Raw genomic sequence first — 26,687 nt, forward strand, 5'->3', positions numbered from 1 at the left:
CGGTGAAGATGTCGAAGACCCGATATCCGCTCAATCGGCAAGCCGCGCCGCTTAAGTGAACGGCATTACGCCGGTGGCGGGCTTTGAAGGCGATCGTGAACGACCGCTCAGGTCATGGTCAGCACGACGCGGAAACGGGCGTCGTTGTTGATCATGCGGGCGTAGGCGTCGTTGACCTCGGACAGCGGATAGGTCTCGATCCGCGTCTGGATATCGCGCAGCGCCGAGAAGTCCAGCGTGTCCTCGGAGTCCCGCGGGGTGCCGCTCGGGTGGCCGGCCACGCTGCGGCGGGCCATCAGCAGCTGGAACGGCGAGACCTCGATGGGCTCGGGCGAAGCCCCCAGCACCAGCAGCCGGCCATTGACGCCCAGCCCGTCGACCACCGAGCTCATCAGCTTCGGATTGGGCGCGGTGGCCACGATCACGCGGGCGCCGCCCAGCGCCTGCAGGGCCTCGACCGCATCCTGGGCCTCGGTGTCGATGTAGGTGTCGGCACCGAGCTCCTCGGCCAGGGCCTTCTTGTCCGTGCCGCGCGACATGGCCACGGTGTGAAAGCCCATGGCGTGGGCGTACTGGATGGCCAGATGACCGAGCCCGCCGATGCCCTGGATCGCGACCACGTCGCCGGCCACCGCGCCGGTGTTGCGCATGCCGTTGTAGGTGGTCACGCCGGCACACAGCAGCGGCGCCGCGTCCACCGACGACAGGGTGTCCGGGATCGCGACCAGCGCCTCGGCCGGGGCGATCATGTATTCGGCGTAGCCGCCGTCATAGGAGATACCGCAGATCTGCTCGTTGGCGCAGGTGACGAAGTCGCCGCGGCGGCAGGACTCGCAGGAAAAGCAGTGCCCCCCGTGCCAGCCGACACCGACCCGCTGACCGGGCTGCCAGTGATCGACGTCATCGCCGAGCGCGTCCACGGTACCGGCGACCTCGTGGCCCGGCACGCGCGGGTACTCGAGCCCCGGGAAGCCGCCGTCCTTGACGAAGGCATCGGAGTGACAGATGCCGCAGGCCTCGATCTTCACCCGCACCTGATCGGGTCCGGGCTCGGGGATGTTGCGTTCGACCAGTTCGAAATCGGCGCCGGCGGCGCTGAGCTGTGCGACTTGCATGCGCGACATGACCGTTCTCCTTGTGCTGCATGACTGCGCGGTCCCGAGCCTAACACCGCGGTCCCGCCCGCGCGGCGCGCGGCCGGGTTACGCGCTACTACTGATGCCGGCCCGCGTCGGCGGCTGTTAGCGTTCTGCGTCCGAGGCATCCAAGCGAGAGCAACCATGGAACTGATGCACGAACAGGCCTATGTCGGCGGTCGCTGGATCGTGGCCGACGACCGTTCGACCACGGCCGTGGACGACCCCGCCACGGGCGAGACGCTCGGCCAGGTGCCCGCCCTGTCGGCGACCTACATGGACGGCGCGATCGACGCCGCGCATGCGGCCTTCGACGCCTGGCGGCAGCGCCCCGTGCTCGAACGCGCCGACGTCCTGCTGACCTGGTATCAGGGCATGATCGACCACCGCGAGGCGCTCGCGCGGCTGATGACCCGCGAACAGGGCAAGCCCATCGCCGAGGCGCGCGGCGAAGTCGACTATGCGGCGAGTTTCCTGCGCTGGTTCGCCGAAGAGGCCCGCCGCACGACCGGCGCCACCATCCCGCCGGAGGACCCGACGGTGGCCATCGGCACTCTGCGCGAACCGGTCGGCGTGGCGGCGGTGATCACGCCCTGGAACTTCCCGCTGGCCATGATCACCCGCAAGGTGGGCGCGGCCCTGGCGGCCGGCTGCACGACGCTGGTCAACCCGGCCAACGAAACCCCGTTCTCTGCGCTGGCGCTGGCTGCGCTGGCGGCCGAGGCGGGCCTGGACCGCGGCGAATTCAACGTCGTCACCGGCCCGGGCCGAACGTTTGCCGAACGCGTGTGCGCCGACGCCCGCGTCCGGGCGCTGTCGTTCACGGGCTCGACCGAGGTCGGCAAGTCGCTGATCCGTCAGAGCGCGGACACGGTCAAGTGCATGGCCATGGAACTCGGCGGCAACGCGCCGCTGATCGTCTGCGACGATGTCGACGTGGAGACCGCGGTCGATACCGCGATCGCCGCCAAGTTCCAGACCTCCGGTCAGGACTGCATCGCCGCCAATCGCATCTTCGTCCACCGCGCCCTCTACGACGACTTCCTCGATCGCTTCGTCGAACGGACGAACGCCCTGGCCGTGGGCAACGGCCTCGACGAGGCCAACGCCATCGGTCCGCTGATCCACGAAGGCGCGGTCGACAAGGCGCAGGGGCTGGTCGACGACGCCCGTCAGCAAGGCGCGCGCATCCTCGGCCGCGATCAGGCCGAGGCGCCCGGGCCGCGCTTTTTCATGCCCACGGTCGTCGCCGATTTCACCCCCGGGATGCGGGTATTCTCGGAGGAGGCCTTCGCCCCGGTCGCCCCGATCTGTGCCTTCGACGATGACGACGCCGTGATCGCCGCGGCCAACGACACCGTCTTCGGCCTGGCCGCCTATGTGCTCACGCACGCCGACGCCCGCATCCGCCGCTTCCTCCGCGGGCTCGACTACGGCATGGTCGGCGTCAACACCATGGACATCACCGGCCCGCACGTGCCCTTCGGCGGCGTGAAGCAGTCCGGTCTCGGCCGCGAGGGCGCCCATGTCGGCATCGAGGAGTATCTCGAGACCAAGTACTACTGCATCGGCGGCCTGCCGCAGGGATAACCGCGACGCAGGCGGATGCCGCGGCGCGCCATGGCCGCTGAACCCCGCGTGATCGGCGTCGACGGCTGCCGCGCCGGCTGGATCGCGGCGACGCCCGCCGGCCTGGCCGTCGGCCCGACGCTGGCCGGCCTGCTGGACACGCTCGGTGCGGATCCGGCACGCAGCGTGGTCGCCGTCGACATGCCGATCGGCCTGCCCGTCTGCGGCAGCCGCGACTGCGACCGGGTCGCGCGGGAACAGCTCGGCGGACCGCGCCGTGCCAGCGTGTTCGACACGCCGACGCGGGCGGCCGTGCACGGCGCCGCCTCCCAGGCCGAGGCCACCCGCATCAACCGCGCGCACGGCGGCGCCGGGGTCTCCGCCCAGGCCTACAATCTATTCGACAAGCTGCGCGAGGTGGATCGGCTGCTGCACGACGATCCGCGCTGGCGGGCGTCGATGGTCGAGGCCCATCCGGAGCTGTCGTTCGCGGCCTGGAATGGCGGCGAGAGCACGCGCCTGCAGCCGATGCCGCATCCCAAGACCGCCGCCCTGGGCGCCTTCGATCGCCTGACACTGGTCCTGGCACGCCACGACCGCCGCCTGCTCGAAGCCGTGCGCGCAGCCCATCCACGCAAAGCCCTGGCCGACGACGATATCGCCGATGCCCTCGCCTGTCTGTTCACCGCCGAGCGGGTGGCCGCCGGCCGCCATCAGGTGCTGCCGGGTCGCCCGGCGTACGACACCGAGGGCCTGCCGATGCGGATCTGTATCTGAGCGCGGCGCGCTCAGCCGACCAGCTGACCGAAGATGCGAAAACCGGCGATATAGGTGCCGGCCGCCGAGCCGATGGTCGAGAACACGAACACCAGCAGCGTGCGCGAGACGCGGTTGCGCCACCACCCGGCCGGCCGGGTGACGTCCGTCTTGAGGGTGGAGAAATCCCCCACCCGCGGCTTGCGCAGCCACAGCTCCGCGGCCGCCGTGACCATGCCGGCGCCGATGGTCGGGTTGAGGGAGGTCAGCGGCGCGGCGACGAAGGCGGTGAGCACGGTCAGCGGATGCGCCAGCGCGACCGCCGCCCCGAGCGCGGACAGGGCGCCGTTGATGAGCACCCATTCCACGACCATCTGCTGGCCGAGCCCGGTGTCGCGGGAGAAACCCAGGGCGAAACCGCAGACCACGAGCGCCACCACCACCCACGGGATCCACTTCACCCAGCGCGCCCCCGGCGGCACCCGGTCCAGTGCGGCGACGGTGGCCGCCGGGTCGTCCATGCCCGCTTCGAGATAGCCCGCCAGGCCCTTGAGGTGGCCGGCGCCGACGACGACCAGCGTGCGCGAAGCGCCGGTCTGCTGGAGCAGGCGCGCGGCCATGTAGCGATCGCGCTCGTCGATGAGCGCCTCGTGCAGGTCGGCGGACTCCTGCGCGAACTCGTTGAAGGTGGATTCGAGCATGTCGCCGCGCTTGAGCTTCTCGATGTCCGACTCCTCGATCTTCTCGCGCGAGAGCAGGCTCGCGAACAGGGCGCCAAGGGTGCTCAGCCGTTGCCACCAGGGGATGCGACGGTAGACGCGCTTGAGCGTGATGCCGATGTTGCGATCGACCAGCTGCAGCGGCAGGCCGGCCCGGGTGCTGGACTCGATCGCTGCGCGCATCTCGGCGCCGGGCTCGATGCCGAACTGGTCGGCCAGCCGCTGCTGATAGGCGCCCAGCGCCAGATTGGCGGCGACCATGCCGGCCTTGCCCTGGCGCAGCACCTGAAACAGGTCCATCTGTTCGAGTTCGCCCGAGCGGGTGAGGGCGGCGTGGCGCGCATCGCAGAGCTCGATGGCCACGGCGTCGTAGTCGCCGGACTCGATCTCTTGCCGGACCTCGTCCGCGCTGGCCCGGGAGACGTGGGCGGTGCCCAGCAGCAGATAGTCGCCCTCGGCGCGCGTCACGCGGCGACGGGGTCCGGCCTCCGCGCCGGCTTCTATGTCGTGGTCGCCTGGGCTATCGGTTTCAGCCATGCCTGTCCTTGCGCGCCGCACGGGCGCCGCGGCCGGTCGCGGCCCGCGGCCGCACCGGCGTGTCAGAAGTTGTTCGGGTTGCCCTCGACGATCGTGCCCCGGCCTTCGGTCTCGCCATCGCGCCGCCAGCTGACGCTGTCACCGTCGATGCGCACGTCGTAGCAGTCCGCCTGTGGGGCCTCGTCGTAATCGAAGCACATCCGGTCGCCGTCGATCCGCCATTCGGCCTCGTAGCCGGGGCCATGGATGGTGCCGTCCTCGGCGTAGTACTCAGTGTAGCTGCTGTCCGGCGACATGGTGCCGCCGACCGTGTTGCCGATGATGCGCGCGCGGATCCGCTCGGCGCTCGCGGTGCCGGCGCCGGACGACGCGCCGTCCTCGGTCGTTGCATCGGCGCCGGCGCTCTCGTCGTCGCTGTCGCAGCCACTCACGAGACCGACGGCCGACAGGGCCAGCAGCATCGCCGCAACCTGGGCGGCGCGCGAACGGACCGGATATCCGGGAAAGCTCATGCCATGTTCCAAAGGGCGTGGGAGCGCCGATGGTATCGGTTTCCGGCCGAAACCGTCAGGCCCGCGTGGCCGGGCTCCTGTACAGGACGATGGTTTGCCAAATATAATTAAGAATCGTTCTCATTCATATACAGCCGCGGTTCACTATCGCGGTCAGGGGGATTCACGTGCGACCGTTTTCGTCCAACGCTCATCCGCACCGCACCGCGCTGGCGTCGGCGCTGGCCGTCGGCCTCGCCATGGCGCCGCCGCCCGGACTCGCCCAGAACAGCGCAACCGCATCGGAGACGCTGTCGGAGATCAGCGTCGAGGGCGACAGCGACGTGCCCTCGGCCACAGCGCCGGTCGACGGCTACAGCGCCGAGCGCACGCGCTCGGCCACCAAGACCGACGCACCGCTGGCCGAAACCCCGCAGGCGGTATCGGTGATCGCCGCCGACCAGATCGACGCCCAGGGCGCACGCGATCTCCGCCAGGTCATGCGCTACGTCTCGGGCGTGGTCCCCGAACTGCGGGGCAATGTGGCCAGCCGTTATGACCAGCTCACGCTGCGCGGTTTTCAGCCGGATCTCTATCTCGACGGCCTCAAGCAGCTCAGCTACTTCTACACGATTCCCAAGACCGATCCGTTCCTGCTCGAGCGCGTGGAAGTCGTCAAGGGCCCTGCGTCCGTGCTCTACGGACAGACGCCCCCGGGCGGCCTGATCAATCTGGTCTCCAAGCGCCCCGTCGAGGACCAGGAGAACCGCTTCTATCTGGAGACGGGCAACGACAGCCGCCTGGGCGCCGGTTTCGATATCGGCGGCGCGCTCGACGAGGACGGCGACGCGCTCTACCGCGTGGTGGCCACCGGCAGCCGGCGAGACGGGCCCCAGGAGACCGTCGAGACGTCGAACTTCTCCATCGCGCCGTCGCTGCGGCTGCGACTGTCCGAGGACACGGAGTTCACGCTGCTGGGCAAGTACCGCAACGACCCGGACTCCGGCTCCTACGGCGCCCTGCCCTATCGCGGCACCGTCGACCCGCTGGGCGACGGCTCGAAGCTGGATCGCGATTTCTACGACGGCGACGAGAGTTTCGAGAGCTTCGACCGCAAGACGGTCCAGATCGGCTACGAATTCTCGCACTGGTTCAACGACAGCCTCGAGTTCCGTCAGAACTTCCGTTTCCGTGACGCCGAGGTCGACTATCGCAGCGTCTACGGCGCCGGCCTGGTCGACGACGAGACGCTCGCACGGGGGACCGCGGCTTCGCAGGAGAGCGTCAACGGCATCCTCGTCGACAACCAGCTGCTGGGCTACGCCGACACCGGCCCGGTCGAACATACGCTGCTGGCCGGTTTCGATTACCAGAACCTCGACGCGGACCGCTACTACGGCCTGGGCGCGGCGCCGTCCCTGTCGATCGCCGATCCGAACAACGATCAGGCGATCACGCCGCCGGCCCGCAGCAGCTACGACTTCGATCAGGACCAGATCGGCTTCTATCTCCAGGATCAGGCCAAGCTGGGCCGCCTGACGATGCTGGCCGGCGGGCGCTACGACGTCATCGACACGACCGCCGTCGGCCCGGACGGCACCAATCGCGACACGCGTACGGACCGCGCCTTCACCGGCCGGCTCGGCGCGCTCTACGCGTTCGACAACGGCATCGCGCCGTATGTCAGCTACGCCGAGTCGTTCCAGTCGCCGGCGACGAGCAACACCGCCGCCGGTATTCTTGACCCGACCGAGGGCGAGCAGTACGAGGCCGGGCTGAAGTATCAGCCGCCGGGCAGCGACGCCCTGTTCACCGCCTCCGCCTTCGAGCTGACGCGCACCAACGTGCCCACGACGGACCCGGCCACGCAGATCACCACCCAGACCGGCGAAGTCCGCATTCGCGGCTTCGAGATCGACGGCAAGGCCAGCCTGGCCAGCGGTCTCGACCTGTCGCTGGCCGCGGCCTATCTCGACTCCGAGATCACCAGCGCCGACGACGGCACCGAGGGCAACGAGTTCTCGCAGACGCCCGACTACACCGCCTCGCTGTGGCTCGACTACACGCAGCCGGGCGGTGCCTGGAAGGGCGCCGGCGCCGGAGTGGGCCTACGCTACGTCGGCGAACAGCAGGTCACCAACGACAACGACCTGCAGGTGCCGGACTACACCGTCGCCGACGCCGCCCTGCACTACGAGCTCGGCGGCATCAAGCCCGCCTGGGATGGCTGGCGTGTAGCCCTGAACGTGCAGAACGTGTTCGACAAGAAGTACGTCTCCTCCTGCGCGAGCCCGAATTTCTGCTACTACGGCTACGGTCGCGAAACCACGGCCACGGTGAGCTATCGCTGGCGTTGAGGATTCCGTCCACCCGTCACCACAACGCGGCCTTCGGGCCGCGTTTTTTTTGCCCGCGAGGGCCCAGACCACAGGAGAGCGAACGCCGCTTGCAGCTTCCGATCTTTTGTATATAATGCGAATTATTCGCATTCGCGAATGCGTCTTCGTTCGCCAGCCGGCGCGAGGCACCGCGCTCGCGAATGCGATTTGGGGAAACCTCCCACTCGGTGGATTGCGCGGCCTTCGGGCCGCGCTCTTTTAAGCGTGGGATGACGGTAGCACCGGCCGGCGGCCGCGCCGGCCAACAGGGGGACAGGATGACGTCGAACGAGGCCCACGCCCGCGGACTGCGCGCAGATCGCCTGTCGACGCCCGCGCCGTCACCACGGCTGGCGCAGCACTGGACGGCTCGAGCCGGCGCGGCGCCAAGGAGTATCCGATGACGCTTCGGGACCGACTGCGGGCACTCCATCCGATCTTTCAGCTCCACTGGCTGCTCGGCATCACGGCCGGCTCGGTGCTGGTGGTCGTCGGCGTGACCGGCGGCCTGATGTCGTTCCAGCAGGACATCCTGGAATGGCTCAATCCCGCCACCGTCGAACGCCTGCGTGCCGACACACCGCGCCTGTCGCCGCCCGAGCTCGTGGCGCGCTATCATGAGGCTCACCCGGAGCACCGGGTGTCATCACTGTTCTGGCGCCAGGACCGGCCGTATCCGCTGCTGATCGGCTATGACACGCCCGAGAGCACGGACCAGCGCGGCGGGCGCGCGCTCCTCGACCCCTACACCGCCGAACCGATGGCCCAGCCACGCGGGCAGTGGACATTCGGCCTCATCCGCCAGCTCCACGAGCGCCTGGCCGCCGGGCGCACGGGCCAGATCATCGTCGGCATCTCGACGATCACGCTCGTGGTGCTCTCGATCAGCGGGCTGTACCTGCGCTGGCAGCGACGGCCGCGTCAGGGCTGGCGCTGGCTCTGGCCGCGCGCGCTCGGCGGCAAGCTCGCCGGCGAATGGCATGCGGTGCTCGGCGTCTGGGCGCTCGTCGCCTATCTGCTGGCTTCGCTCACCGGGCTGATCTGGTCGTTCGACTGGTACCGCGACGGCGCAAACGCCCTGTTCGCCTCCGGCGAGACCGCCGCGCACCCCAGCCTCGAGGCGCCGGTCGCCGACCCCGACCTCGAACGGATCTGGGCAGGCATCGCCCCCGAGATGGCCGACGCGCTCTCGGTGTTCATCCGCCTGCCGGACGAACCCTCGGCCACGGTCGACGTGCACTATGTCCCGGGCGACGCCCAGCACCGTTTCGCCGACAGCGAGCTGTTCGTCCACCCCGGCACGGGCGAGATTCTCGGTCGCGAAAGCTTCGCCGAACTCGGCTTCGGCGACAAACTGCTGGCCAGCGCCTACGCCCTGCACATGGGCGCCTTCTTCGGCACGCCGGGCGTGGTGTTCATGATGCTCGCCAGCCTGGCCATGCCCGTGTTCTTCGTCACCGGCTGGCTGCTGTATCTGCGCCGACGCCGCATGAAAAGACAGGTGGCCGCGCCGACGCGGCGGGCCGTCGACGCCGCGCCGGGCGAGCAGACGGTGCTGGTGGCCTATGCCAGCCAGAGCGGGCTGGCCCAGCGTATCGCCACCCAGACCGCGAACACGCTGCAGCAGGGCGGCCGCGCCGTGCGCATGGCCGATCTGGGCGCGTTGACGCCGACCTGTCTGCGCGCACACCGACGCGCCCTGTTCGTGGTCAGCACCCACGGCGAAGGCGATGCGCCCGTGGCCGCGCGCCACTTCGACCGCCGTTTCTGTCACGCCGGCGAGCCGCGTCTCGAACAGCTCGACTATGCCCTGCTGTGCCTGGGCGACAGCGACTACGCCGACAGCTACTGCGCCTTCGGCCGGCGACTGGACCGCAGCCTGCGCGAACGCGGGGCCCGCACGCTGCTCACGCCGATCGAGGTCGACAAGGCCGATCAGCACGCGCTCGCCCGCTGGCACGCCGCGCTGGCCGGGCTGTTCGGCGTCGCCGCGGCCCGGGCCGAGCCGGCGTTCTCGCGCTGGCGGCTGGCCGAACGCGCGGTACTCAACCCCGCCAGTCTCGGCACGCCGACGGCCTGGCTGCGCCTGACCTGCGACGAGGCGCCACCCGGCGAGTGGCGCGCCGGCGACATCGCCGAGATCCGGCCGCATCATGCAGGCGCGCGGGTCGCCGCATGGCTGGACCGCCACGGGCTCGACCCCTGCGCGATGGTCGTGCGCGGCCACGTCGCGATGAATCTGCAGGATGCGCTCGCCGACCGGCAATTGCCCGAGACGGCCGACGCCGACGCCCGCGCCGATCTGCAGGCCTGGTACGACGGCCTGCCGCCCCTGGCCGCACGCGATTACTCCATCGCCAACATCGACGCCGGCCGCGGCATCGAGCTGGTCGTCCGTCTGGCATGCCACGACGGCGGCACCGGCGTGGCCTCGGGCTGGCTCATCGAACACGCGGCCCTCGGCGCGGCCGTCGACGTCCGTCTGCGGGCCAACCCCGGCTTTCGCGCCGATGCGGACGCGCTCGCCCGACCCGCCCTGCTGATCGGCAACGGCACCGGCATCGCCGGCCTGCGCGCCCATCTGCAAGCCCGCATCGCCGCCGGCCGCCACGACAGCTGGCTGATATTCGGCGAGCGCCAGCGTGCCCGTGATTTCTACTTCGCCGAGGAACTCACGGCCCGGGAGCGCGAGGGCCGGCTGCGGCTGGATCCGGTGTTCTCGCGCGACGGCGAGACGCGGCGTCATGTGCAGCACTGGCTCGCCGAACGGGCGGACGTCGTTCGCGAGTGGCTGGCCGCGGGCGCCATCGTCTATGTCTGCGGCAGCCACGAGGGCATGGCGCCGGGCGTGACCGCGGCGCTGGCCGAGATCGTCGGCGACGCCGGGCTGGACCGTCTGCATGCCGAAGGCCGGATCCGCATGGATGTGTACTGACGCCGCCGCCATACCGGCGGCCCGGCCAGCCGATGCTTCAGGAAACGACCGAACCACAACCCAGCACGCCAAGGGGGACCTCATGCCCACACCAACCGCACCCAACACCTCGCGACGACCGGCTCAGCGACCGTCGACGACCCTGCGAAAAGCGCTGACCACCCTGCCGCTGGTACTGTTCGCCGCCGGCGCGGCCGCCCAGAGCGAATCCGGCGAGACGCGGCTGGCGCCGATCAATGTCGAAGGCGCCGGCGTCGACAGTGCTTACGCGCCGGTCGACGGCTACGTCGCCGAGCGCAGTGCCACCGCCACCAAGACCGACATCCCGCTGATCGAGTCGCCCCAGGCGGTGAGCGTGATCGGCCGCGAGCAGCTCGAGGATCGCGATGCGGATACGCTGACCGAGGCGGTGGAATACAGCCCCGGCATCGCGGTGCTCAATCGCTTCAACAACAACATCATCGATTCGATCGGGATCAACATCCGCGGCTTTCAGGCCTCGGACGCCACCTATCGCGACGGCACCCGCCTGTTCGCCGGCCTGCCCTACGACGCGCCGATCGAGCCCTACGGCCTGGAGCGTATCGAAGTGCTGCGCGGGCCGGCCTCGGTGCTCTACGGCCAGGGCCAGCCGGGCGGCATAATCAACCTGGTGACCAAGCGCCCGACCGCCACGCCGCTGCGCGAGATCGGCCTGGAGATGGGCAGCGACCACCACAAGCAGCTCAAGGGCGACGTGAGCGGACCCATCGACGAGGACGGCCACTGGCGGTATCGCCTGACCGGGCTCATGCAGGACGCCGAGTCGCCGATCAACTTCATCGAGGACGATCGCGTCTATATCGCCCCGGCGCTGACCTGGGCGCCGAGCGCGCGCACCGAGCTGACCGTCCTCGCCGACTATCAGAAGAACGAATCCGACTACTACTGGACCGGCTTTCCGCGCGCAGGCACCGCCTACGACAGCGACAACGGCCGCATCCCCGAGGACCGCTATATCGGCATCCCGGGCCTCGGCGGCTACGAGTCGGAAGTCTATTCCGTGGGCTATCTGTTCGAGCAGCTCATCGGCGATCGCATCACCTTCCGCCAGAACGCCCGCTATCGCCATATCGACTACGACGTGGTCGACGTCTTCCGCGACTATTTCGCCAACCCCGACGACCCGGACGATCCGCTCTACCCACTGAACGAGGACCTCACCCAACTGTCTCGCGACGCGCGTCTGCGCTTCGACGAGGGCGATACCCTAACCGTCGACAACCAGCTCGTCACCGAGCTGTCGCACGGCAACTTCGACCACAGCGTTCTGGTCGGCTTCGACTACAAGACGCTGGACTACGAGGCCCGCAACAGCGGCTTTCGCAACCCGACCACCGACATTCCGCCGCTGGATCTCTACGATCCCGACTACAGTCAGGACTACGCCCTGCCGACCACCTTCACCCGCAGCCGCACCGAAGCCGACCAGTACGGCCTCTACGTGCAGGATCACGTCAAGTACGGCGACCACTGGGCGTTCACCGCCGGCGCGCGCCAGGACTGGGTCAAGGAAGAATCGCTGGGCGCCGACGAGAACGATCAGAACAACCTGAGCTGGCGCGCCGGGCTGGTCTATCTCGCCGACAACGGCCTGGCGCCGTATGCCAGCTATAGCGAATCGTTCACGCCACAGTACGGTGTGAACGAGGCCACCGGTGCCAGCTACGAGCCGATCAGCGGCGAGCAGTACGAGATCGGCCTGCGTTATCGGCCGATCGGCTGGAACGCCTCCTTCGAGATCGCGGCCTTCGATATCAGCCGCGAAAACGAACTGGTCGCCCTGCCCAGCAACCCGACCGTACAGGACCAGATCGGCGAAACGCGCTCGCGCGGCGTCGAACTGGGCGCGGAAATCGATCTCACGCGCGGGCTGTCGGCGATCGCCAGCTATACCTGGAACGAGGTCGAGGTCGTGGAAGCCGGCGGCGCCCAGGCCACCAACGGCAAGCGCGTTGTCGATCGCCCCGAGCATATCGCCAAGCTCTGGCTCGACTATGAATTCCAACGCCCCGTGCTCGACGGCCTGGGCATGGGCGCGGGCGTGCGCCATCGCGGCTCGGCGTTCAGCAACGCCGACAACACCGCACGCTACCCCTCGGCGACACTCGTCGATGCTGCCGTGCGCTACACGTTCGACAACGTGCGCCTGCAGGTCTCGGCCCGCAACGTCTTCGACGACGTGAAGGTCTATTGCACCGGCAACGAGCCGAGTTCGTTCTGTGATTACGGCGTCGGACGCAACGTTCTGGGCAGCATCACCTACCGCTGGGATTAGAGCAGTCGGGCCCCACGCCCGCCCGGACCGCGATATCGCGGCCCGGGCGGGCGTGACGGCCGGCGCCCTGCCAGCGCGGATCGCGTTGCGGCGCGGATTGCAATCAGCCGGGCGCCGCGACCGGCCACGGCGACTCCCGCACGCGGCGGCACGGCACGTCCGGGCGACTAATCGATCGGCCAGGAACGCACGATCGAGTCCTTCGACAGCGGTTACCGCCTCGACCGGGCCGCGCCGGCGGTTTGCGCCCCGCGCCGGTTGACACGTCTCCCGAGTGCCGCCGGCCACCGCACCTCGGGCGTGCAACCCCAAGGCGCCGATCGCAGCGCGCCACGATGACGACACGTGCCGCGTCGCAGGGCGCCTGGGGTCAAGGACTTCTGGGCGGTCCGAGTCGTCGGGCAGAACGCGCGTATACGAACAACGTGCCGCAATCCAGCGTTGCTACATGCCGGCGCGGCGCGGCTGCGCGACCCGTAAGACCTCTCGCCCTGCCACACAACAGCGCGCGGCCCGAGCTCGCATGACGGCGTGGTGGCCCCTAGCCGAAACGCTCGAGCTGGAAATCCAGATTCTGGCGTACCGCCGGCCACTCGATATCGATGATCGAGAACACCACCGTGTCGCGGTAGATCCCCTCGGCACTGACCTGGTGGTTGCGCAGCACACCGTCCTGCTTGGCCCCGAGGCGCGTGATCCCAGCCCGCGAAGCGCGGTTGTGCCAGTGGGTGCGAAACTCGACGGCGATCGCGCCGAGCGTATCGAAGGCATGGCCCAGCATCAGCCGCTTGCACTCGCTGTTGATCGCGGTGCGCTGAAAGCGCGCGGCGTACCAGGTGTAGCCGATCTCGGCGCGTCGATTGGCGGCGTCGACGTGACAGAAGCGGGTCGACCCGATCACCGAGCCGCCGGCGCGCTCGCGCACCGCGAACGCGAGCCCGCCCTGCGCGCGCTCGGCCGTCGCGGTCTCGATATAGGCCTCGACCGCATCGGGCTCGGGTACGAAGGTGTACCACAGTCGCCAGAGCTCGCCGTCGCGGGCCGCATCGGCGAGCGCCGGCGAATGCGCGGGCGCCAGCGGCTCGAGCGAGACATGTCGACCGGCCAGCGTGGTCGGCTCTATCCAGTGCGTCATCGGGCCATCCGTTGAATCATCGGCAGCCGAGAGCTTAATGCAGCGGTGCTGCGAGATGAAATTCACGCGCCGCGTTCGGGCGTGTCAGCCGGGCGTCGGCAGATTGCCATAGGTCCGCCGATGACAACGAGCGCTCGCCGACACCCGCATCGAAGCGACGCCGCGCCGCACCGAACCGCGCGGGGTCGTGGCCGTACCAGGCGTGGCGGCCGCCGCCACGGGCCGTGCCGCCGGCGGTCGCGGCGAGCGCCATTTGACGCGGACGCGGCCACCGCCTACAACAGCGCCATGCGATTCGGCGTCATCGGTGACATACACGGCTTCTGGGACGAACGCGACACCGCGTTCTTCAACGCCGCCGGCTACGACATGCTGCTGTTCGTGGGCGATTTCGCCCACGTGACCGGCAGCCGGCCGGTCGCGCGTCGACTGGCCGGCCTGACCACCCCGGCCTGGGCCATCCCCGGCAATCATGACGGCGTGACCCTGCCCCAGCTGCTCGCCGAGATCCGCGATCGGCCGTCAATGGCGCGTCTGGGCGCCATCGGCATGGGCCGACGCGTCCGGCGCATGGCGCAGGCCATGGCCCCCGTACGACTCGGCGGCTACACGCTGGAGACGCTGAGCGACGATCTGGGGCTGCTGATCGCGCGCCCGCACGCCATGGGCCCCGACCGGTTCTACTACCGCAGCTATCTGCAGCGCCGCTTCGGCGTATCCGACTTCGAATCGAGCGCGGCCCGCCTGGCACGCCTGATCGACGCCGCGCCGCGGGACCTGATCGTCCTCGCCCACAACGGGCCGTCGGGGCTGGGCGACGAAGCCACCGCCCCGTTCGGCTGCGACTTCAAGCCGGATCTCGGCGACTTCGGCGATCCGGACCTGCGCGCCGCCATCGCGCACGCCCGCGCGAGCGGACGCCGTGTGCGCACGGTGCTCGCCGGCCACATGCATCATCGCAGCAAGCACAGCGGCGCCTGGCGCCGGACCCACCTCCGCGAGGCGGAGACGCTGATGCTCAACTGCGCCCGCGTGCCCCGCATCGAGGCCGATGGCGCCCGGCGCCATCATGTCGCGCTCACGGTGACACCGGAGGCACTCGAGGCCGAGACCGTGTTCGTCGACGCCGCCGGCGATGTCGTCGAACGCACACCGATCGAGCCGCCGGCGGCCAGTAACGACGCGTCGCCGCTCTAGCCGCCCTGGCCGCCTGCGGCGAAAGCGCGACCCCGGGCGCTGTCATCGACCGCCCCGGGCGGGGCCGGGCACTAGCCCCGCTCGCGCACCGCCAGCCAGCGCAGTGGCACCGCCATGAGCAGGATCGAGGCCGCGACCGCGCCGTAGGCCGGGCCGTAGCCGAACAGCCGGCCCAGCTCGAGGCCGGCGGCCGGACCGAACGCGCCGCCGAGATCGCTGGACCACTGGTAGACCGACAGCGCCCGCCCGTGCAGGTGCCGCGGCGCAACATCGCCGAGCAGGGTCAGCATCGGGATGGTCAGCCCGCCGGAGCCCACGCCGATGACCAGCAGTGCGGCGACCGCGGTGGCCACCGATCCGGCCTGGCCCAGGGCGACCAGACCCGCAGCCACCAGCAGCATGGCCGGGAGCAGCAGCCGGGTGCGCGAGGACGCCCGGTCGAGATAGCGCCCGGCGGCCAGCGACGCGCTCGCCCGCGCGCCCATCAGCACGGCCATGAACAATCCCGCGCTGCCCTCGGCCCCGAAGCCGAACAGATACAGGGCCCGCTGGCCGACCAACACCGCGATGGTCGCCAGCAGCACCCCGGACACGGCGAAGAACAGCAGCGCGTTGGCGCCCCAGATGATGCGCAGCGTCGGCATCGCCAGCAGCGCGCGCCACTCCGCGCGACGCTCGGCCCGGCCGGCCGTGCGGCTGGACGGCGGCGCGCGCCGATCGACCCGGGCCGGCAGCACGCGGAGCGCGGCCAGCGCCGCCACCAGACTCAGGCCGGTGGCCGCGAGAAAGGCGGCATTGGCCGAGACCCCGTCGGCGACCAGGCCGCCGATGACCAGTCCGGCCGGCAGCCCCAGGCTGATGGCCGTGCGCACCCGTGCCGTCAGGCTGCCGCGACGTTCGACCGGGGCGATCGCCATCACTGCGGCCAGCGTGCCGACCAGCAGCAGCGACGAGCCGATGCCCCAGATCACGCGCCCGGCCAGAAACCACACCGCCGGAGAATCGGCGACGAGCGCGGCCGAAAAGGCCAGCGTGCCCAACGCCTCGATGGCGAGCCCGGCCGCGACCGGCCAGCGCGCGCCGAAGCGATCCAGCAGGCTGCCCGTGATCGGATTGAAACCCAGCCGCGTGATGCGGTTGGCCGACAGGATCAGCCCGACCATGAACCCGGAGATGCCCAGGTCCAGTCCGACGACCGGCAGGATCGGAAACACCACGCCGCCACCGACCCCGCCGAGGAAGGCGATCGCGGCGATGCCCCAGGCACGCGGGGCGACGGCGGAGCCGGCGCCGGCGGCGCTCAGGAGCCGCTGCCCGCCGACGGCTGCGGCCCGCTCGTGGCCCGGTCCGCGGCGCGGCCGTAGCGGCGGGCGATGACCGCGCACACGATCAGCTGGATCTGGTGGAAGATCATCAACGGCAGCACCACGGCGCCCAGCGCACCGCCGGCGAACAGCACCTTGGCGATCGGGATGCCGCTGGCCAGGCTCTTCTTGGAGCCGCAGAACAGCAGCACGATCTCGTCCTCGCGCGCGAAGAAGCGCCGGCCGACGGCGAAGGTCACCCCGAGCACGATCGCGAGCAGCACCGCCGAAACCAAGAGCAGCAGCAGCAGCGCCTGGAGGGGCAATTCCTGCCACAGCCCTTCGTTGACCGAGGCGCTGAACGCACCGTAGACCACCAGCACGATCGCGCCCTGATCGACGAACTTGACCAGCTTCGGATGCGCGCTCACCCAAGCACCGACCCAGCGCCGGGCGATCTGGCCGACCCCGAACGGCAGCAGGATCTCGAGCACGATGGAGGCGACCGCATCCAGCGAGAAGCCGGCGCTGCCCTGGCTGCTGATCAGCCAGCCGGCCAGCAACGGCGTGACCAGCACGCCCAGCAGGTTGGAGGCGCTCGCGCTGCAGACCGCCGCGGGCACGTTGCCACGCGCCATGGAAGTGAAGGCGATCGAGGACTGCACCGTCGACGGCAGCACGCACAGAAACAGCAGGCCGGTGTAGAGTTCCGGCGTCAGCCAGTCCGACAGCAGCGGCCCGCCGGCCAGACCGAGCACCGGAAACAGCACGAAGGTGGCCGCGAGCACGCACAGATGCAGCCGCCAGTTGGTCGCGCCCGCATACACCGCCTCGCGCGAGAGCTTGGCCCCGTGCAGAAAGAACAGCAACGCGATCGCGGCCGTGGTGATGTGGCCGTAGACCGCCGCCGGCGCACCGGATATCGGCAGCACCGTGGCCAGCACGATCGCGCCCACGAGCGCCAGAATGAAGTTATCCGGGAGAAAAACGGGTCGTTTCATGATGCAATTGTAGCGTTGCCGCAGGTCGCGTGTCGCGCTGCAGCATAGGCGAGCCCGGGCACCGATGACAGCCGCGCCCCTCCATGCGGCTTATACGACGGTGGAAACGATCAGCGCCCGCGTCCAGCCACAGCCGCGCGTACGGCGCCTACGGCGGCCGATGTCCCACGCGTCCTGACGTTGATACTGGCACCCGCCGCAAAAGCTGACGCATACCCGTTCCGGCTCTACGGACCGCGCGGGCCGGCACCGCACGCACCGGCGCGAGCTCGCTGCGTCACGACGCCGGTGTTCGCCAGGGCGACAGGCGTCGCCGCCCCGACGCTCGGCGACCTCGCTCGCGGGGCGACCGACGGCGACATCAGTCCGCGGCGTCGCGCTCCCGGGCGAGCAGCGCCCGCTTGCGCTCGACGCCCCAGCGATAGCCTGACAACCCGCCGTCGCTGCGCACCACGCGATGACAGGGCACGGCCAGCGCCAGCGGATTGGCACCGCAGGCCGCGGCCACAGCGCGAGCCGACCCCGGCGCGCCGATGGCGCGGGCGATCTCCGCGTAACTGGCCGTATCCCCGAGCGGGATCTCCGACAGCGCCCGCCAGACGCGGCGCTGGAACACCGTGCCGCGGATGTCCAGCGGCAGATCCAGCCCCAGCGACGGCGTTTCGACGAAACCCACCACGCGGGCGACATGCGCCGCGAATCCGTCCTCGTCCGCCACCAGCGAAGCGCGCGGGAAACGCGCCTGCAGCCCGCGTACCAAGGCGTCGGGATCGTCGCCGAGGGCGATGGCACAGACACCGCGCTCGGCGCCGGCGACGAGCACGGCACCCAGCGTCGCCTGGCCGACAGCGAAACGGATCGTGCTGCCCGCCCCGCCGCGGCGATAGCGCGACGGCGGCATGCCCAGGGCGCCGGTGGCCCGGGCGTGCCCGGTCCCGCCGGCATCATGACCGGCTTCGCCCAGCGCTCGGGCGACCGGCGCGCCGTCCGCCAACGCGCACCGCAGACGTTCATCGCGCTGGGCGCGCTCGTACTGATGCGGCGTCAGCCCGGTGTGTTCGCGAAACAGACGATGAAAATGGCCGCGACTGAGCCCGGCCGCCGTCGCCAGATCCGCCAGCGATACGCGGCCCGGCCCGGCGTCGATCCGCCGGCAGGCGCGCACGACCAACTCGCGGTGGCGCTCGGCGCGGCTTCGGCCGCTCGGCAGACAGCGCTTGCAGGGTCGATAGCCGGCCTCCGCGGCGGCCGTGCCGGTGTCGAAGAAGACCACGTTCGCGCGCCGCGGCTGGCGGGAGACACAGCCCGGGCGACAGTACACACCGGTCGTGCGCACGGCATAGACGAAGCACCCGTTCGCGCGCCTGTCGTTGGCGCAGACCGCCCGCCAGCGCGCGGCATCGCCATCGAAATTCGTCGACACCGCAGCCTCGCTCTCCTCGCTCATCGGACACGCTCCGTCACCGATCGCATGCCGTCAGTCTGAACCGGCGCCCCGCGGGTTGCACGTCCGATGTTGCGCGTTCATTCGTGCGGCGAGCGGCCGCTCGCCCGAAGGCACATCGGCTCCGGCCTCGGCGACCCCGTGTCGCCTGCTACGCAGGGCGCGGAGGCAAGACCGGCCGATACGTTCGCGCGTTCGCCTCGAACGCGATTCCGCCGACTTCGCCAACACCAGGGCATGCGCCGCGCGGCCATCTCCCCAACACACGGGCCGGCGATCCGCCGCGTGATTCGCGACACGGCAAGCCGACGCGCGATGCGCTCGCGTCGAACCTCCAATAAGCGGGCCGCAGCGGCGTTGCGGGCCCGCTCACGAACTCGACGGCCGAACGCCGCGAGCGCCCACGGACGCAGCAACCGACCCGGCCGCGCGGGCCCGCCGCGACGCGGGATCGGCTGGCCCATCGAACGGCCTGCGCTCCCTGCAGAGCCGGCCCTGATCGCCGCCTGCGCTCGCGGGCATCAGCCGCTGGTCCGTCGCGACCCGGCCTGCCGAAACGGCCCGAGTGTCGACCGCTCGCGCCGCACGCGGATGCCGCACCCGCGGCTCGGGTCAGCGTCGGGCGCGTTCGTACTGCGGTGGCCAATCGGCCTCGGCGTGGCGCAGTTCGGCGGCCGCGCGCAGCGGAAAGTGAGGATCGCGCAGGAATTCGCGGGCGAGCAGCACGCAGTCGGCCTGGCCCGAGTGCACAATGTGTTCGGCCTGCACCGGCTCGGTGATCAGCCCGACCGCGCCGGTGGCGATGCCAACCTCGTGACGGATGCGCGCGGCGAACGGGGTCTGATAGCCGGGCCCGGTCGGAATCACGGCATCCGGGGTGCTGCCGCCGGCCGAGCAGTCGACGAGGTCCACGCCCTCGGCCTTGAGCCAGTGCGCCAGCCGCACGGACTGCTCGATGTCCCAGCCGCCGTCGACCCAGTCGGTGGCCGAGATGCGCACGAACAGCGGCAACGCCTTCGGCCAGACCGCGCGCACGGCGCGCACGACCTCGAGCGGAAACCGGGCGCGGTTTTCCAGCGCGCCGCCGTAGTCGTCGTCGCGTTCGTTCGACAGCGGCGACAGGAACTCGTGCAGGAGATAGCCGTGGGCCATGTGGATCTCGAGCACGCGGATGCCGGCATCCCGGGCGCGCCGGGCCGCGTCGGCGAAAGCGGTCACGGTCTCGGCGATGTCGTCGGCGCTCATCGCTCGGGGCACGGGATGCCCCTCGGCGAAGGCCAGCGCACTCGGGGCCACGGGCGTCCAGCCGCGTTCGTCCGGGCCCAGCGGCCGACCGCCGCGCCAGGGGGCGTCGGTCGAGGCCTTGCGCCCGGCATGGGCGATCTGCATGCCGGCGACCGTCCCCTGGGCGTGCATGAAATCGACGATGCGACGGAACGAGTCGATATGCGCCTCGTCCCAGATGCCCGAGTCGTCCGGGGTGATCCGGCCATCCGGCGTCACCGCGGTGGCCTCGATCATCACCAGGCCAGCGCCGCCGACCGCCCGACTGCCCAGATGCACGAAGTGCCAGTCGGTCGGGTGCCCGTCCGCGCTGGAGTACTGGCACATCGGGGCGACGAAGATGCGGTTGCGGAAAGTGACTTCGCCCAGGGTCCAGGGGGAGAAGAGATCGCTCAAGAGCAGCTCCGGTCTGGGGTGACGTGTCGACGCCGGACGGCGTCTTTCCATGCATTCTACATCGGCCGCGGCGGGGGTGTATCGCCCTCCGTCTCACGACGCCGCGAAGCGCCGCTCGCGCCAGCGCAGCACGCCGGTGAGCATGGCGGGCAGGAACGTCACGGTCGTGAACATCGTGAACAGCAGGCCGAACATGACGATCGCCCCGAGGCCGCGATACAGCTCGGTGCCCGCGCCCGGCAGGAAAACGAGCGGGGCGAGGCCGAACGTGGTCGTGATGGTGGTCATCAGGATCGGCCGCAGCCGCACCTGCACGGCCTCGACCACGGCATCCGCGGCGGCCATGCCCCCGGCGGCGTTGGCCCGCGCCCGTTCCACGATCAGAATCGGGTTGTTCACCACTGTGCCCACCAGGATCAGGAAACCCAGCATGGTGATGAGATCGAAGGGCTGGGAGAGCGCGCCGATGCCGATCGCGGGCAGCCAGCTTCCGAGGGCATTCAGCAGCCAGAGTCCGACGATGCCACCGGCGATGCCCAGCGGCACGCTCGTCAGGATCAGCAGCGGATACCCCCAGTGGGAGAAGATCGCCACCAGCAGCAGGTAGCAGACCAGCAGGGCCACGATGTAGTTGCCGGTGAGCGCGTTGCGCGTCACCTCCAGTTCGTCCGAGGCACCGGAGATGTCGATGTCGACCGAGGACGGGATCTCGCCGGCGTCGCGCATCTCGCCGATGATGTCGCTCATCACGCGATCGACCCCGGCCTCCAGCGGCACATCCTCCGGCGGAATGATGCGCAGCGTCACCGTGCGCCGGCTGTCCAGTCGACGGATCACGTCGGTGTCCACGGTGGGCTCGACCCGCGCCAGCGCGGTCAGCGGCAGCACCCCGGCCTCGGGCGTGTAGATCGGCAGCCGCGAGAGCGCGTCGACGGCGTCGGGCTTGCCGCCGCCGTCATAGAGGTACATGTCGACCTTGTCGTCCGCGAAGAAATATTCGTCGACATAGGCGCCGTCGACCAGCGCCGAGACCGCATAGCCGATGGACTCCGCGTCCAGCCCCAGTTCGGCGATGCGCGGATAATCCGGCTCGACCCGCAGCAGCGGCTGGGCGAGGGTCAGCGTGGACGGCTCGGCGAGCAGCTGCGGATCGTCGAAGACGGTCTCGGCGCGGTCGTAGGCGGTCTCGGCCACGGCGTAGATGTCGGCGAGCTCCGGCGCCGAGATGTCGAGATTGATCGCCCGCGTGCCGCCGTCGTTGGAGGAGATGATCGAGCCGCGCGTGGAGAACGCCCGCATGCCCGGATAGGCCTCGAAACGCTCGTTGAAGGCCCGCATCAGCGCGGCCAGATCGCCGTCGTCGACCGGCTCCGAGATGATGCGCAGCTCGTTGGTCGACACGCTCATGTTCATGTAGGCGATCGGCGGCACCGCGTTGTCGTCGGCGGCGATGTCGCCGTCCTCGTCGACCACGTAATCGAGGAGCTCGGCCCGCAGTTCCTCGGCGATGCCCGCCATTTCGGTGAGGTTGTAGCCCGGCGGCGGCAGCATGGTCGAGAAGGTCTTGGCCTCCTCGCCGTCGGGCAGATACTCGGCCGGCGGCGTGAGCGCGTAGACGCCGAGGCCCAGCGCGCCGGCGATCGAGAGCATCGTGCCCCAGCGCCGCATCCGGCGCGCCACGATCCAGCCGGCCAGCGCCAGCACGCCCCGCGAGAAGCGCCCGGGCGCGGCGTCCACATCGGAGACCTGACGCGGCAGCACGCGCGCGGCCGCCGCCGGCACGACCATGATCGCGACCACCATGGAGGTCAGGATCGCCGCCGCAATGGCAATCGAAATGTCCGAATAGAGCTGGCCGGCCTTCTCGGTGATGAACAGCACCGGCGCGAAGACCATCACCGTGGTCAGCGTCGAGGCCAGCACCGCCGGCCAGACCTCGCGCACCCCGGCCACCGCCGCATCCCATCGCGAGCGCCCGCGGCGGCGCTCGCGCTCGATGTTCTCCAGCACGACGATGGTGTTGTCCAGGGTCATGCCGATCGCGAAGGCGATGCCGGCCAGCGAGATCACGTTGATCGTGCGGCCGAAGATCAGCAGGCCGATGAAGGCGGCGATCGCGCATACCGGGATGCCGAGCACGGTGATCAGCGTGGCCGGCAGCGACCGCAGGAAGAGAAACATCACGATGGCGGCCAGCACTGCGCCCAGCGCCAGATTGCGCCAGACACTGGCGATCGAGGCCTCGACATAGCGCACGTCGTCCGAGGTCAGCGCCAGGCGCATGCCGGCCGGCTCGGCGATGCGGGCGTTGATGTCCTCGACCGCGGCGGCCATGTCGTTCTTGATGTCGATCACGTTGAAGCCCGGCTGACGCCGGACCTGGAGGTTGATCACCTCCTCGTCGTTGAAGAACGACAGCTGGCGCTGCTCGGCGTGATCCAGCCGGATGCGGGCGACGTCGCCGAGCGTGGTCACGGCGTCGCCCTCGCGCTCGAGCACGACGTCGGACAGTCCCGAGATATCCTCGAAGCGGCCGACGGTGCGGATCAGGTAGCGCCGCTTGCCGGCGTCCATGTCGCCGCCGGAGAAATCCTGGTTGCGCTCGCGGATGGCGTCGCGCACATCCGCCAGGCCGATGCCCAGCGCGGCCAGCTGCGACGGGTCCACCGCGATGCGGATCTGGCGTTCGGCGCCGCCGCCGACCTCGACGTCGGCCACGCCCGGCACCCGTTCCATCCGTCGTCGGATCGAGTCGTCGACGAAATCGCGCATGAAGGCCATGTCCAGGCCCGCGGGATTGCCCTCCAGTGGCGCGACGTTGAAGTACATGAACGAGTTCTGGGAGAACGAGGCCGCGATGACCTCCGGCTCGTCAACGTCCCCGGGGTAGCTCGGCACCTGCATCAGCGCGTTGGTCACGCGGATGAGGGCTTCGTTGATGTCGGTCGAGAAGGGGAACTCGAGCTCGATCTCGGCCTCGCCGGTCTTGGCCTCGGCGGTCATCCGCTGCAGGCCGATGATGTTGGCGAGATACTCCTCCTGCTCGATCAGGATCTCGTTCTCGATATCCTGCGGCGTCGCCCCGGCCCAGCTGGTGTTGACCGTGATCGTGCGCACGGCCAGATCGGGGATCATCTGCACCGGGATGCGCATCGCCGCGAGCACCCCGAACAGACAGATCAGCAGCACGGTGATCGTGATCAGCGTGCCGCGCCGCATCAGCGCCTCGAACATGGGCTAGCCGCTCGTGCCGTCGGACAGTCGCAGCGACCGGTCGGTGGCGGTCGCGGGCCGGTCCGGACCGGCGCGCGGCTCGGCCAGGCGTACGCGCTGGCCGCGGGACAGGCTCTCGTTGCCGCGCACGATCACCCGGTCACCCGCCGACAGCCCCGACAGCACCTCGACCCGGTTGTCGGCGCTCCGACCGAGGCTGACCTGACGTTCCACGGCGCGCAGGCCCTCGTCGCCGGATTCGACGATCCAGACGCGCGTGCCGCCACGGGGCTCGCGCACCAGCGCGTCGCGCGGGATTACCAGCACTTCCTCCGGCGAGGTGATCTCGAAGAGCACCTTCGCCGACATTCCCGGCGTGAGGCGCCCTGCGGCGTTGTCCACGAAGATGCGGGCGAGAAAGGTCCGTGCCAGCGCGTCCGAGGCCGCGACCTTCACGTCCACCTTGGCCTCGAGTGTCTCGCCGTGCAGCGCTTCGGGCTGGATGCGCACCGGCATGCCGGCCTCGATCGCGGAGAAATACTGCTGGGGCGCGGCCACATCCATGCGCAGCCGCTCGGTCGCCACCAGGCCCACCACCGGCGTGGATTCGGCGACGTACTCGCCCGGCTCGACCAGGCGCTCGCGCACCGTGCCCGCGAACGGGGCGACGATCTCGTGGCGGTCGAGCACCTCGCGCTGGCGCGCCGCCTCTGCCCGCAGCCGATCCAGCGCCGCGGCCTGCACATCCACTTCGGAACGCCGGCTGGCCAGCTCCGTCTGCGAGATGGCGCTGCGCGCGGCCAGACGCTCGGCCTCGGAGGCCAGGCGCTCGGCCTCGGCCAGCTGCGCCCGGGCCTCGGCGACCGACGCCTCGAGCGTGTTCAGGGTGAGACGCGCCAGCGACCGGTCCAGGGTGATCAGGGTCTCGCCCGCGTCCACGCGATCGCCGGCGTCGACATCCACCCGCTCGACCAGGCCCGCGACCCGCGGCGTGAGCTCGGCGTCGCGCGGCGACGTCAGCGTGCCGTAGAGCGGCAGGGTCTGGCGCCAGCGCTGCTGTTCCACATCGACCGTCTCGACCATGGTCGGCGCCGCCAGCGCCGTGCTGCCGACGAACAGCATGACCAGCCAGACGGCGGCCCGACCCGTACTGAATGCGGCTTTCGGGCCGCAGACGTTTCCTGCGCCGAGCAATCGACGAATCACGTTTCCCCCATGCGAATGGTCCGGCGGCCCGCGATATGCGGGCCCGTCTCCTGGGCCTACGCATATAGAACCCGCAGCGACGCACAAGGTTCCGGATGGGCACGAAATTTCCTGCAACCCGCATCTTCGGGGGCCACGGTCGCCCGCGGAAACCGCTCGCCATGCGCGCTCATGCCGACGGCCGCTGCGCGCCGCCGGCCGGGCATATCGGCCTGCGCTCCCCGGAACGTCGTCACGCAGCGGCTGCGGCAGCCCGGGGACGCGCGCTGGCCGGCGCGGCGGTTTCATGCGTAAGCTGGTGACAACCCTTTCCGGCCCGCCTAGATCATGACCCGCACCCCAACCACGCTCGCCGCGCTATTCATCGGTCTGCTGACGGCGCTGGCCGCTCCGGCGGCCTTCGCCGCCGACGACGAGTCCGACGTCCGGGCCCTGGGCGCGAACCTCGAACACTACGACTATCCCTGGCCGGTCGAGCGTCACACGCTCGAGGCGCCGCAGGGCGAGGTGTCGATGGCCTATATGGACATCGCGCCGGACGACGACATCAGCGACCCGCCGGTGGTGGTGCTGCTGCACGGCAAGAACTTCTTCGGCGCCTACTGGGAGGATACGGCGCGCGCGCTGGCCGCCAACGGCTATCGGGTGATCGTTCCCGACCAGATCGGCTTCGGCAAGTCCGACAAGCCGGCCGCCTACAGCTACACCTTCCACCATCTGGCCGAGAACACGCGCACGCTGCTGGACGATCTCGATATCGACACCGCGACCGTCGTCGGCCACTCCATGGGCGGCATGCTCGCGGCCCGCTATGCGCTGATGTATCCGCAAGCGGTCGAGCGGCTGGTGCTGGTCGATCCGATCGGGCTGGAGGACTGGAAGGCCAAGGGCGTGCCCTATCGCGGCATGAACGCCTGGTATGCGCGGGAGATGAAAAAGGACTATGCCGCGATCAAGGCCTATCAGAAGAAAAGCTACTACGACGGCGAATGGAACGAGGACTACGCCGAGTGGGCTAAGGCGCTGGCCGGCATGTACGCCGGCGAGGACCGGGCGCGCGTGGCCTGGGCCCAGGCCGCGACCTACGACATGGTCTACACCCAGCCGGTGGTGCACGAATTCGGCCAGCTGACGGTGCCCACCACGCTGATGATCGGTACCCGCGACCGCACCGCACTCGGCAAGGACCTGGTCTCCGACGAACTGCGCGCCCGGCTCGGCGACTATCCCCGGCTCGGCCGGCAGACCGTGGCCGCGATACCGGAGGCGGAACTGGTGACCTTCGAGGGGATCGGCCACCTGCCGCCCATCGAAGCGCCCGAGCGCTTCCGCCAGGCCCTGTTCGACGCTCTCGGCACGCCCCACGACTAGTACCCGACGACCGTGCGGGTCGCATTCCCGCCCATCGTCGTGATCCGGCTCGGCGTCGGCGCTTGCAGTGCCCGGAGCCGGCGCCGTGCGACACCGGCCGGCGCGGCTTAGTGGGCGCCGCGATCCGGCACGGCGACTCGACGAGAGAGGGCCGGCCCCGAGGCGGCTCGGCGCCGAGCGCCCCGTCGCTTGCCGGCGAGTTGCGGATCGGCGTGCGATCCGCATCGACCCGCGCGCGCCGGTCGAAGGGCCGGAACACACGGCCCGGCGCATGGACGGCTGCACGCCGCGCGCAGTC

18 protein-coding genes are annotated in these 26,687 nt (G+C 70.1%); 7 read left to right on the forward strand and 11 right to left on the reverse strand.

Features of this window, described 5'->3' with window-relative positions; all coding sequences use genetic code 11:
* Positions 1-107: 107 nt before the first annotated feature.
* Positions 108-1,124 carry an alcohol dehydrogenase gene (locus tag SAHL_RS07895; protein WP_184947514.1) on the reverse strand — a complete coding sequence of 339 codons (1,017 nt, stop codon included), beginning with the start codon at positions 1,122-1,124 and terminating at the stop codon, positions 108-110.
* 156 nt (positions 1,125-1,280) lie between these two features.
* On the opposite strand from SAHL_RS07895, the gene SAHL_RS07900 reads away from it, so the two are divergent.
* The gene (locus SAHL_RS07900; protein WP_123590866.1) at positions 1,281-2,726 is read left to right on the forward strand and encodes an NAD-dependent succinate-semialdehyde dehydrogenase; all 1,446 of its coding nucleotides are present in this window, start codon (positions 1,281-1,283) and stop codon (positions 2,724-2,726) included.
* A 30-nt stretch (positions 2,727-2,756) separates the two neighbouring features.
* A complete protein-coding gene (locus SAHL_RS07905; RefSeq protein ID WP_184947515.1) occupies positions 2,757-3,482 on the forward strand; it encodes a DUF429 domain-containing protein in 726 nt (241 codons plus the stop codon).
* 11 nt (positions 3,483-3,493) lie between these two features.
* On the opposite strand, the gene SAHL_RS07910 is transcribed toward SAHL_RS07905, so the two are convergent.
* Positions 3,494-4,717 carry a TraB/GumN family protein gene (locus SAHL_RS07910; RefSeq protein ID WP_123590868.1) on the reverse strand — a complete coding sequence of 408 codons (1,224 nt, stop codon included), beginning with the start codon at positions 4,715-4,717 and terminating at the stop codon, positions 3,494-3,496.
* Positions 4,718-4,779: 62 nt separating this feature from the next.
* The gene (locus SAHL_RS07915) at positions 4,780-5,229 is read right to left on the reverse strand and encodes a hypothetical protein (protein ID WP_123590869.1); all 450 of its coding nucleotides are present in this window, start codon (positions 5,227-5,229) and stop codon (positions 4,780-4,782) included.
* A 167-nt stretch (positions 5,230-5,396) separates the two neighbouring features.
* On the opposite strand from SAHL_RS07915, the gene SAHL_RS07920 reads away from it, so the two are divergent.
* The 3 genes from SAHL_RS07920 to SAHL_RS07930 all read left to right on the forward strand — a co-directional run bounded on the left by SAHL_RS07920 (position 5,397) and on the right by SAHL_RS07930 (position 12,838).
* Complete coding sequence (locus SAHL_RS07920) at positions 5,397-7,565, forward strand: TonB-dependent siderophore receptor (protein WP_123590870.1); 2,169 nt, start codon at positions 5,397-5,399, stop codon at positions 7,563-7,565.
* 421 nt (positions 7,566-7,986) lie between these two features.
* Positions 7,987-10,521: a sulfite reductase flavoprotein subunit alpha gene (locus SAHL_RS07925; RefSeq protein WP_123590871.1), complete on the forward strand. Its 2,535-nt coding sequence runs from the start codon at positions 7,987-7,989 to the stop codon at positions 10,519-10,521.
* 82 nt (positions 10,522-10,603) lie between these two features.
* Positions 10,604-12,838, forward strand: coding sequence for a TonB-dependent siderophore receptor (locus SAHL_RS07930; protein ID WP_184947517.1), 2,235 nt, complete (start codon positions 10,604-10,606; stop codon positions 12,836-12,838).
* 541 nt (positions 12,839-13,379) lie between these two features.
* Here SAHL_RS07930 and SAHL_RS07935 read toward each other — a convergent pair.
* Both SAHL_RS07935 and SAHL_RS17815 read right to left on the reverse strand, forming a co-directional pair.
* Positions 13,380-13,973, reverse strand: a complete 594-nt coding sequence (locus tag SAHL_RS07935; protein WP_123590873.1) for a GNAT family N-acetyltransferase — start codon at positions 13,971-13,973, stop codon at positions 13,380-13,382.
* Positions 13,974-14,007: 34 nt separating this feature from the next.
* On the reverse strand, positions 14,008-14,226 hold the full coding sequence (locus tag SAHL_RS17815; protein WP_184947520.1) for a hypothetical protein: 219 nt from the start codon (positions 14,224-14,226) through the stop codon (positions 14,008-14,010).
* A gap of 35 nt (positions 14,227-14,261) precedes the next feature.
* On the opposite strand from SAHL_RS17815, the gene SAHL_RS07940 reads away from it, so the two are divergent.
* A complete protein-coding gene (locus SAHL_RS07940) occupies positions 14,262-15,170 on the forward strand; it encodes a metallophosphoesterase (protein ID WP_184947522.1) in 909 nt (302 codons plus the stop codon).
* Positions 15,171-15,241: 71 nt separating this feature from the next.
* Here the strand turns inward: SAHL_RS07940 and SAHL_RS07945 are convergent, their stop codons facing one another.
* The 6 genes from SAHL_RS07945 to SAHL_RS07970 form a co-directional block, all read right to left on the reverse strand.
* A complete protein-coding gene (locus tag SAHL_RS07945) occupies positions 15,242-16,555 on the reverse strand; it encodes an MFS transporter (protein ID WP_123590875.1) in 1,314 nt (437 codons plus the stop codon).
* Complete coding sequence (locus SAHL_RS07950) at positions 16,471-17,475, reverse strand: bile acid:sodium symporter family protein (protein WP_123590876.1); 1,005 nt, start codon at positions 17,473-17,475, stop codon at positions 16,471-16,473. Before SAHL_RS07950 ends, SAHL_RS07945 begins: the two co-directional genes overlap by 85 nt.
* 361 nt (positions 17,476-17,836) lie before the next feature.
* Complete coding sequence (ada, locus tag SAHL_RS07955) at positions 17,837-18,922, reverse strand: bifunctional DNA-binding transcriptional regulator/O6-methylguanine-DNA methyltransferase Ada (protein WP_123590877.1); 1,086 nt, start codon at positions 18,920-18,922, stop codon at positions 17,837-17,839.
* Between the two features lie 609 nt (positions 18,923-19,531).
* Positions 19,532-20,599: an NADH:flavin oxidoreductase/NADH oxidase gene (locus SAHL_RS07960; RefSeq protein WP_123590878.1), complete on the reverse strand. Its 1,068-nt coding sequence runs from the start codon at positions 20,597-20,599 to the stop codon at positions 19,532-19,534.
* A gap of 93 nt (positions 20,600-20,692) precedes the next feature.
* Positions 20,693-23,833 carry an efflux RND transporter permease subunit gene (locus SAHL_RS07965; RefSeq protein WP_123590879.1) on the reverse strand — a complete coding sequence of 1,047 codons (3,141 nt, stop codon included), beginning with the start codon at positions 23,831-23,833 and terminating at the stop codon, positions 20,693-20,695.
* 3 nt (positions 23,834-23,836) lie between these two features.
* Entirely contained in the window at positions 23,837-25,018 is a 1,182-nt protein-coding gene (locus SAHL_RS07970; protein WP_184947526.1) for an efflux RND transporter periplasmic adaptor subunit, read from the reverse strand.
* A gap of 327 nt (positions 25,019-25,345) precedes the next feature.
* Between SAHL_RS07970 and SAHL_RS07975 the strand changes: the two genes are divergently transcribed.
* Positions 25,346-26,389 (forward strand): alpha/beta fold hydrolase, encoded by a 1,044-nt coding sequence (locus SAHL_RS07975; protein ID WP_123590881.1) that lies wholly within the window; start codon positions 25,346-25,348, stop codon positions 26,387-26,389.
* Positions 26,390-26,687: the final 298 nt, after the last annotated feature.

Source organism: Salinisphaera orenii subsp. halophila YIM 95161, assembly GCF_003732545.1.
Taxonomy (GTDB): domain Bacteria; phylum Pseudomonadota; class Gammaproteobacteria; order Nevskiales; family Salinisphaeraceae; genus Salinisphaera; species Salinisphaera orenii_A.

What these genes read in the sequence shown, in the direction of transcription:
- SAHL_RS07895 (WP_184947514.1), bottom strand. Translation starts at nt 1,124, where the DNA reads ATGTCGCGCATGCAAGTCGCACAGCTCAGCGCCGCCGGCGCCGATTTC.
- SAHL_RS07900 (WP_123590866.1), top strand. Translation starts at nt 1,281, where the DNA reads ATGGAACTGATGCACGAACAGGCCTATGTCGGCGGTCGCTGGATCGTG.
- SAHL_RS07905 (WP_184947515.1), top strand. Translation starts at nt 2,757, where the DNA reads ATGGCCGCTGAACCCCGCGTGATCGGCGTCGACGGCTGCCGCGCCGGC.
- SAHL_RS07910 (WP_123590868.1), bottom strand. Translation starts at nt 4,717, where the DNA reads ATGGCTGAAACCGATAGCCCAGGCGACCACGACATAGAAGCCGGCGCG.
- SAHL_RS07915 (WP_123590869.1), bottom strand. Translation starts at nt 5,229, where the DNA reads ATGAGCTTTCCCGGATATCCGGTCCGTTCGCGCGCCGCCCAGGTTGCG.
- SAHL_RS07925 (WP_123590871.1), top strand. Translation starts at nt 7,987, where the DNA reads ATGACGCTTCGGGACCGACTGCGGGCACTCCATCCGATCTTTCAGCTC.
- SAHL_RS07930 (WP_184947517.1), top strand. Translation starts at nt 10,604, where the DNA reads ATGCCCACACCAACCGCACCCAACACCTCGCGACGACCGGCTCAGCGA.
- SAHL_RS07935 (WP_123590873.1), bottom strand. Translation starts at nt 13,973, where the DNA reads ATGACGCACTGGATAGAGCCGACCACGCTGGCCGGTCGACATGTCTCG.
- SAHL_RS17815 (WP_184947520.1), bottom strand. Translation starts at nt 14,226, where the DNA reads ATGGCGCTCGCCGCGACCGCCGGCGGCACGGCCCGTGGCGGCGGCCGC.
- SAHL_RS07940 (WP_184947522.1), top strand. Translation starts at nt 14,262, where the DNA reads ATGCGATTCGGCGTCATCGGTGACATACACGGCTTCTGGGACGAACGC.
- SAHL_RS07950 (WP_123590876.1), bottom strand. Translation starts at nt 17,475, where the DNA reads ATGAAACGACCCGTTTTTCTCCCGGATAACTTCATTCTGGCGCTCGTG.
- ada (WP_123590877.1), bottom strand. Translation starts at nt 18,922, where the DNA reads ATGAGCGAGGAGAGCGAGGCTGCGGTGTCGACGAATTTCGATGGCGAT.
- SAHL_RS07965 (WP_123590879.1), bottom strand. Translation starts at nt 23,833, where the DNA reads ATGTTCGAGGCGCTGATGCGGCGCGGCACGCTGATCACGATCACCGTG.
- SAHL_RS07975 (WP_123590881.1), top strand. Translation starts at nt 25,346, where the DNA reads ATGACCCGCACCCCAACCACGCTCGCCGCGCTATTCATCGGTCTGCTG.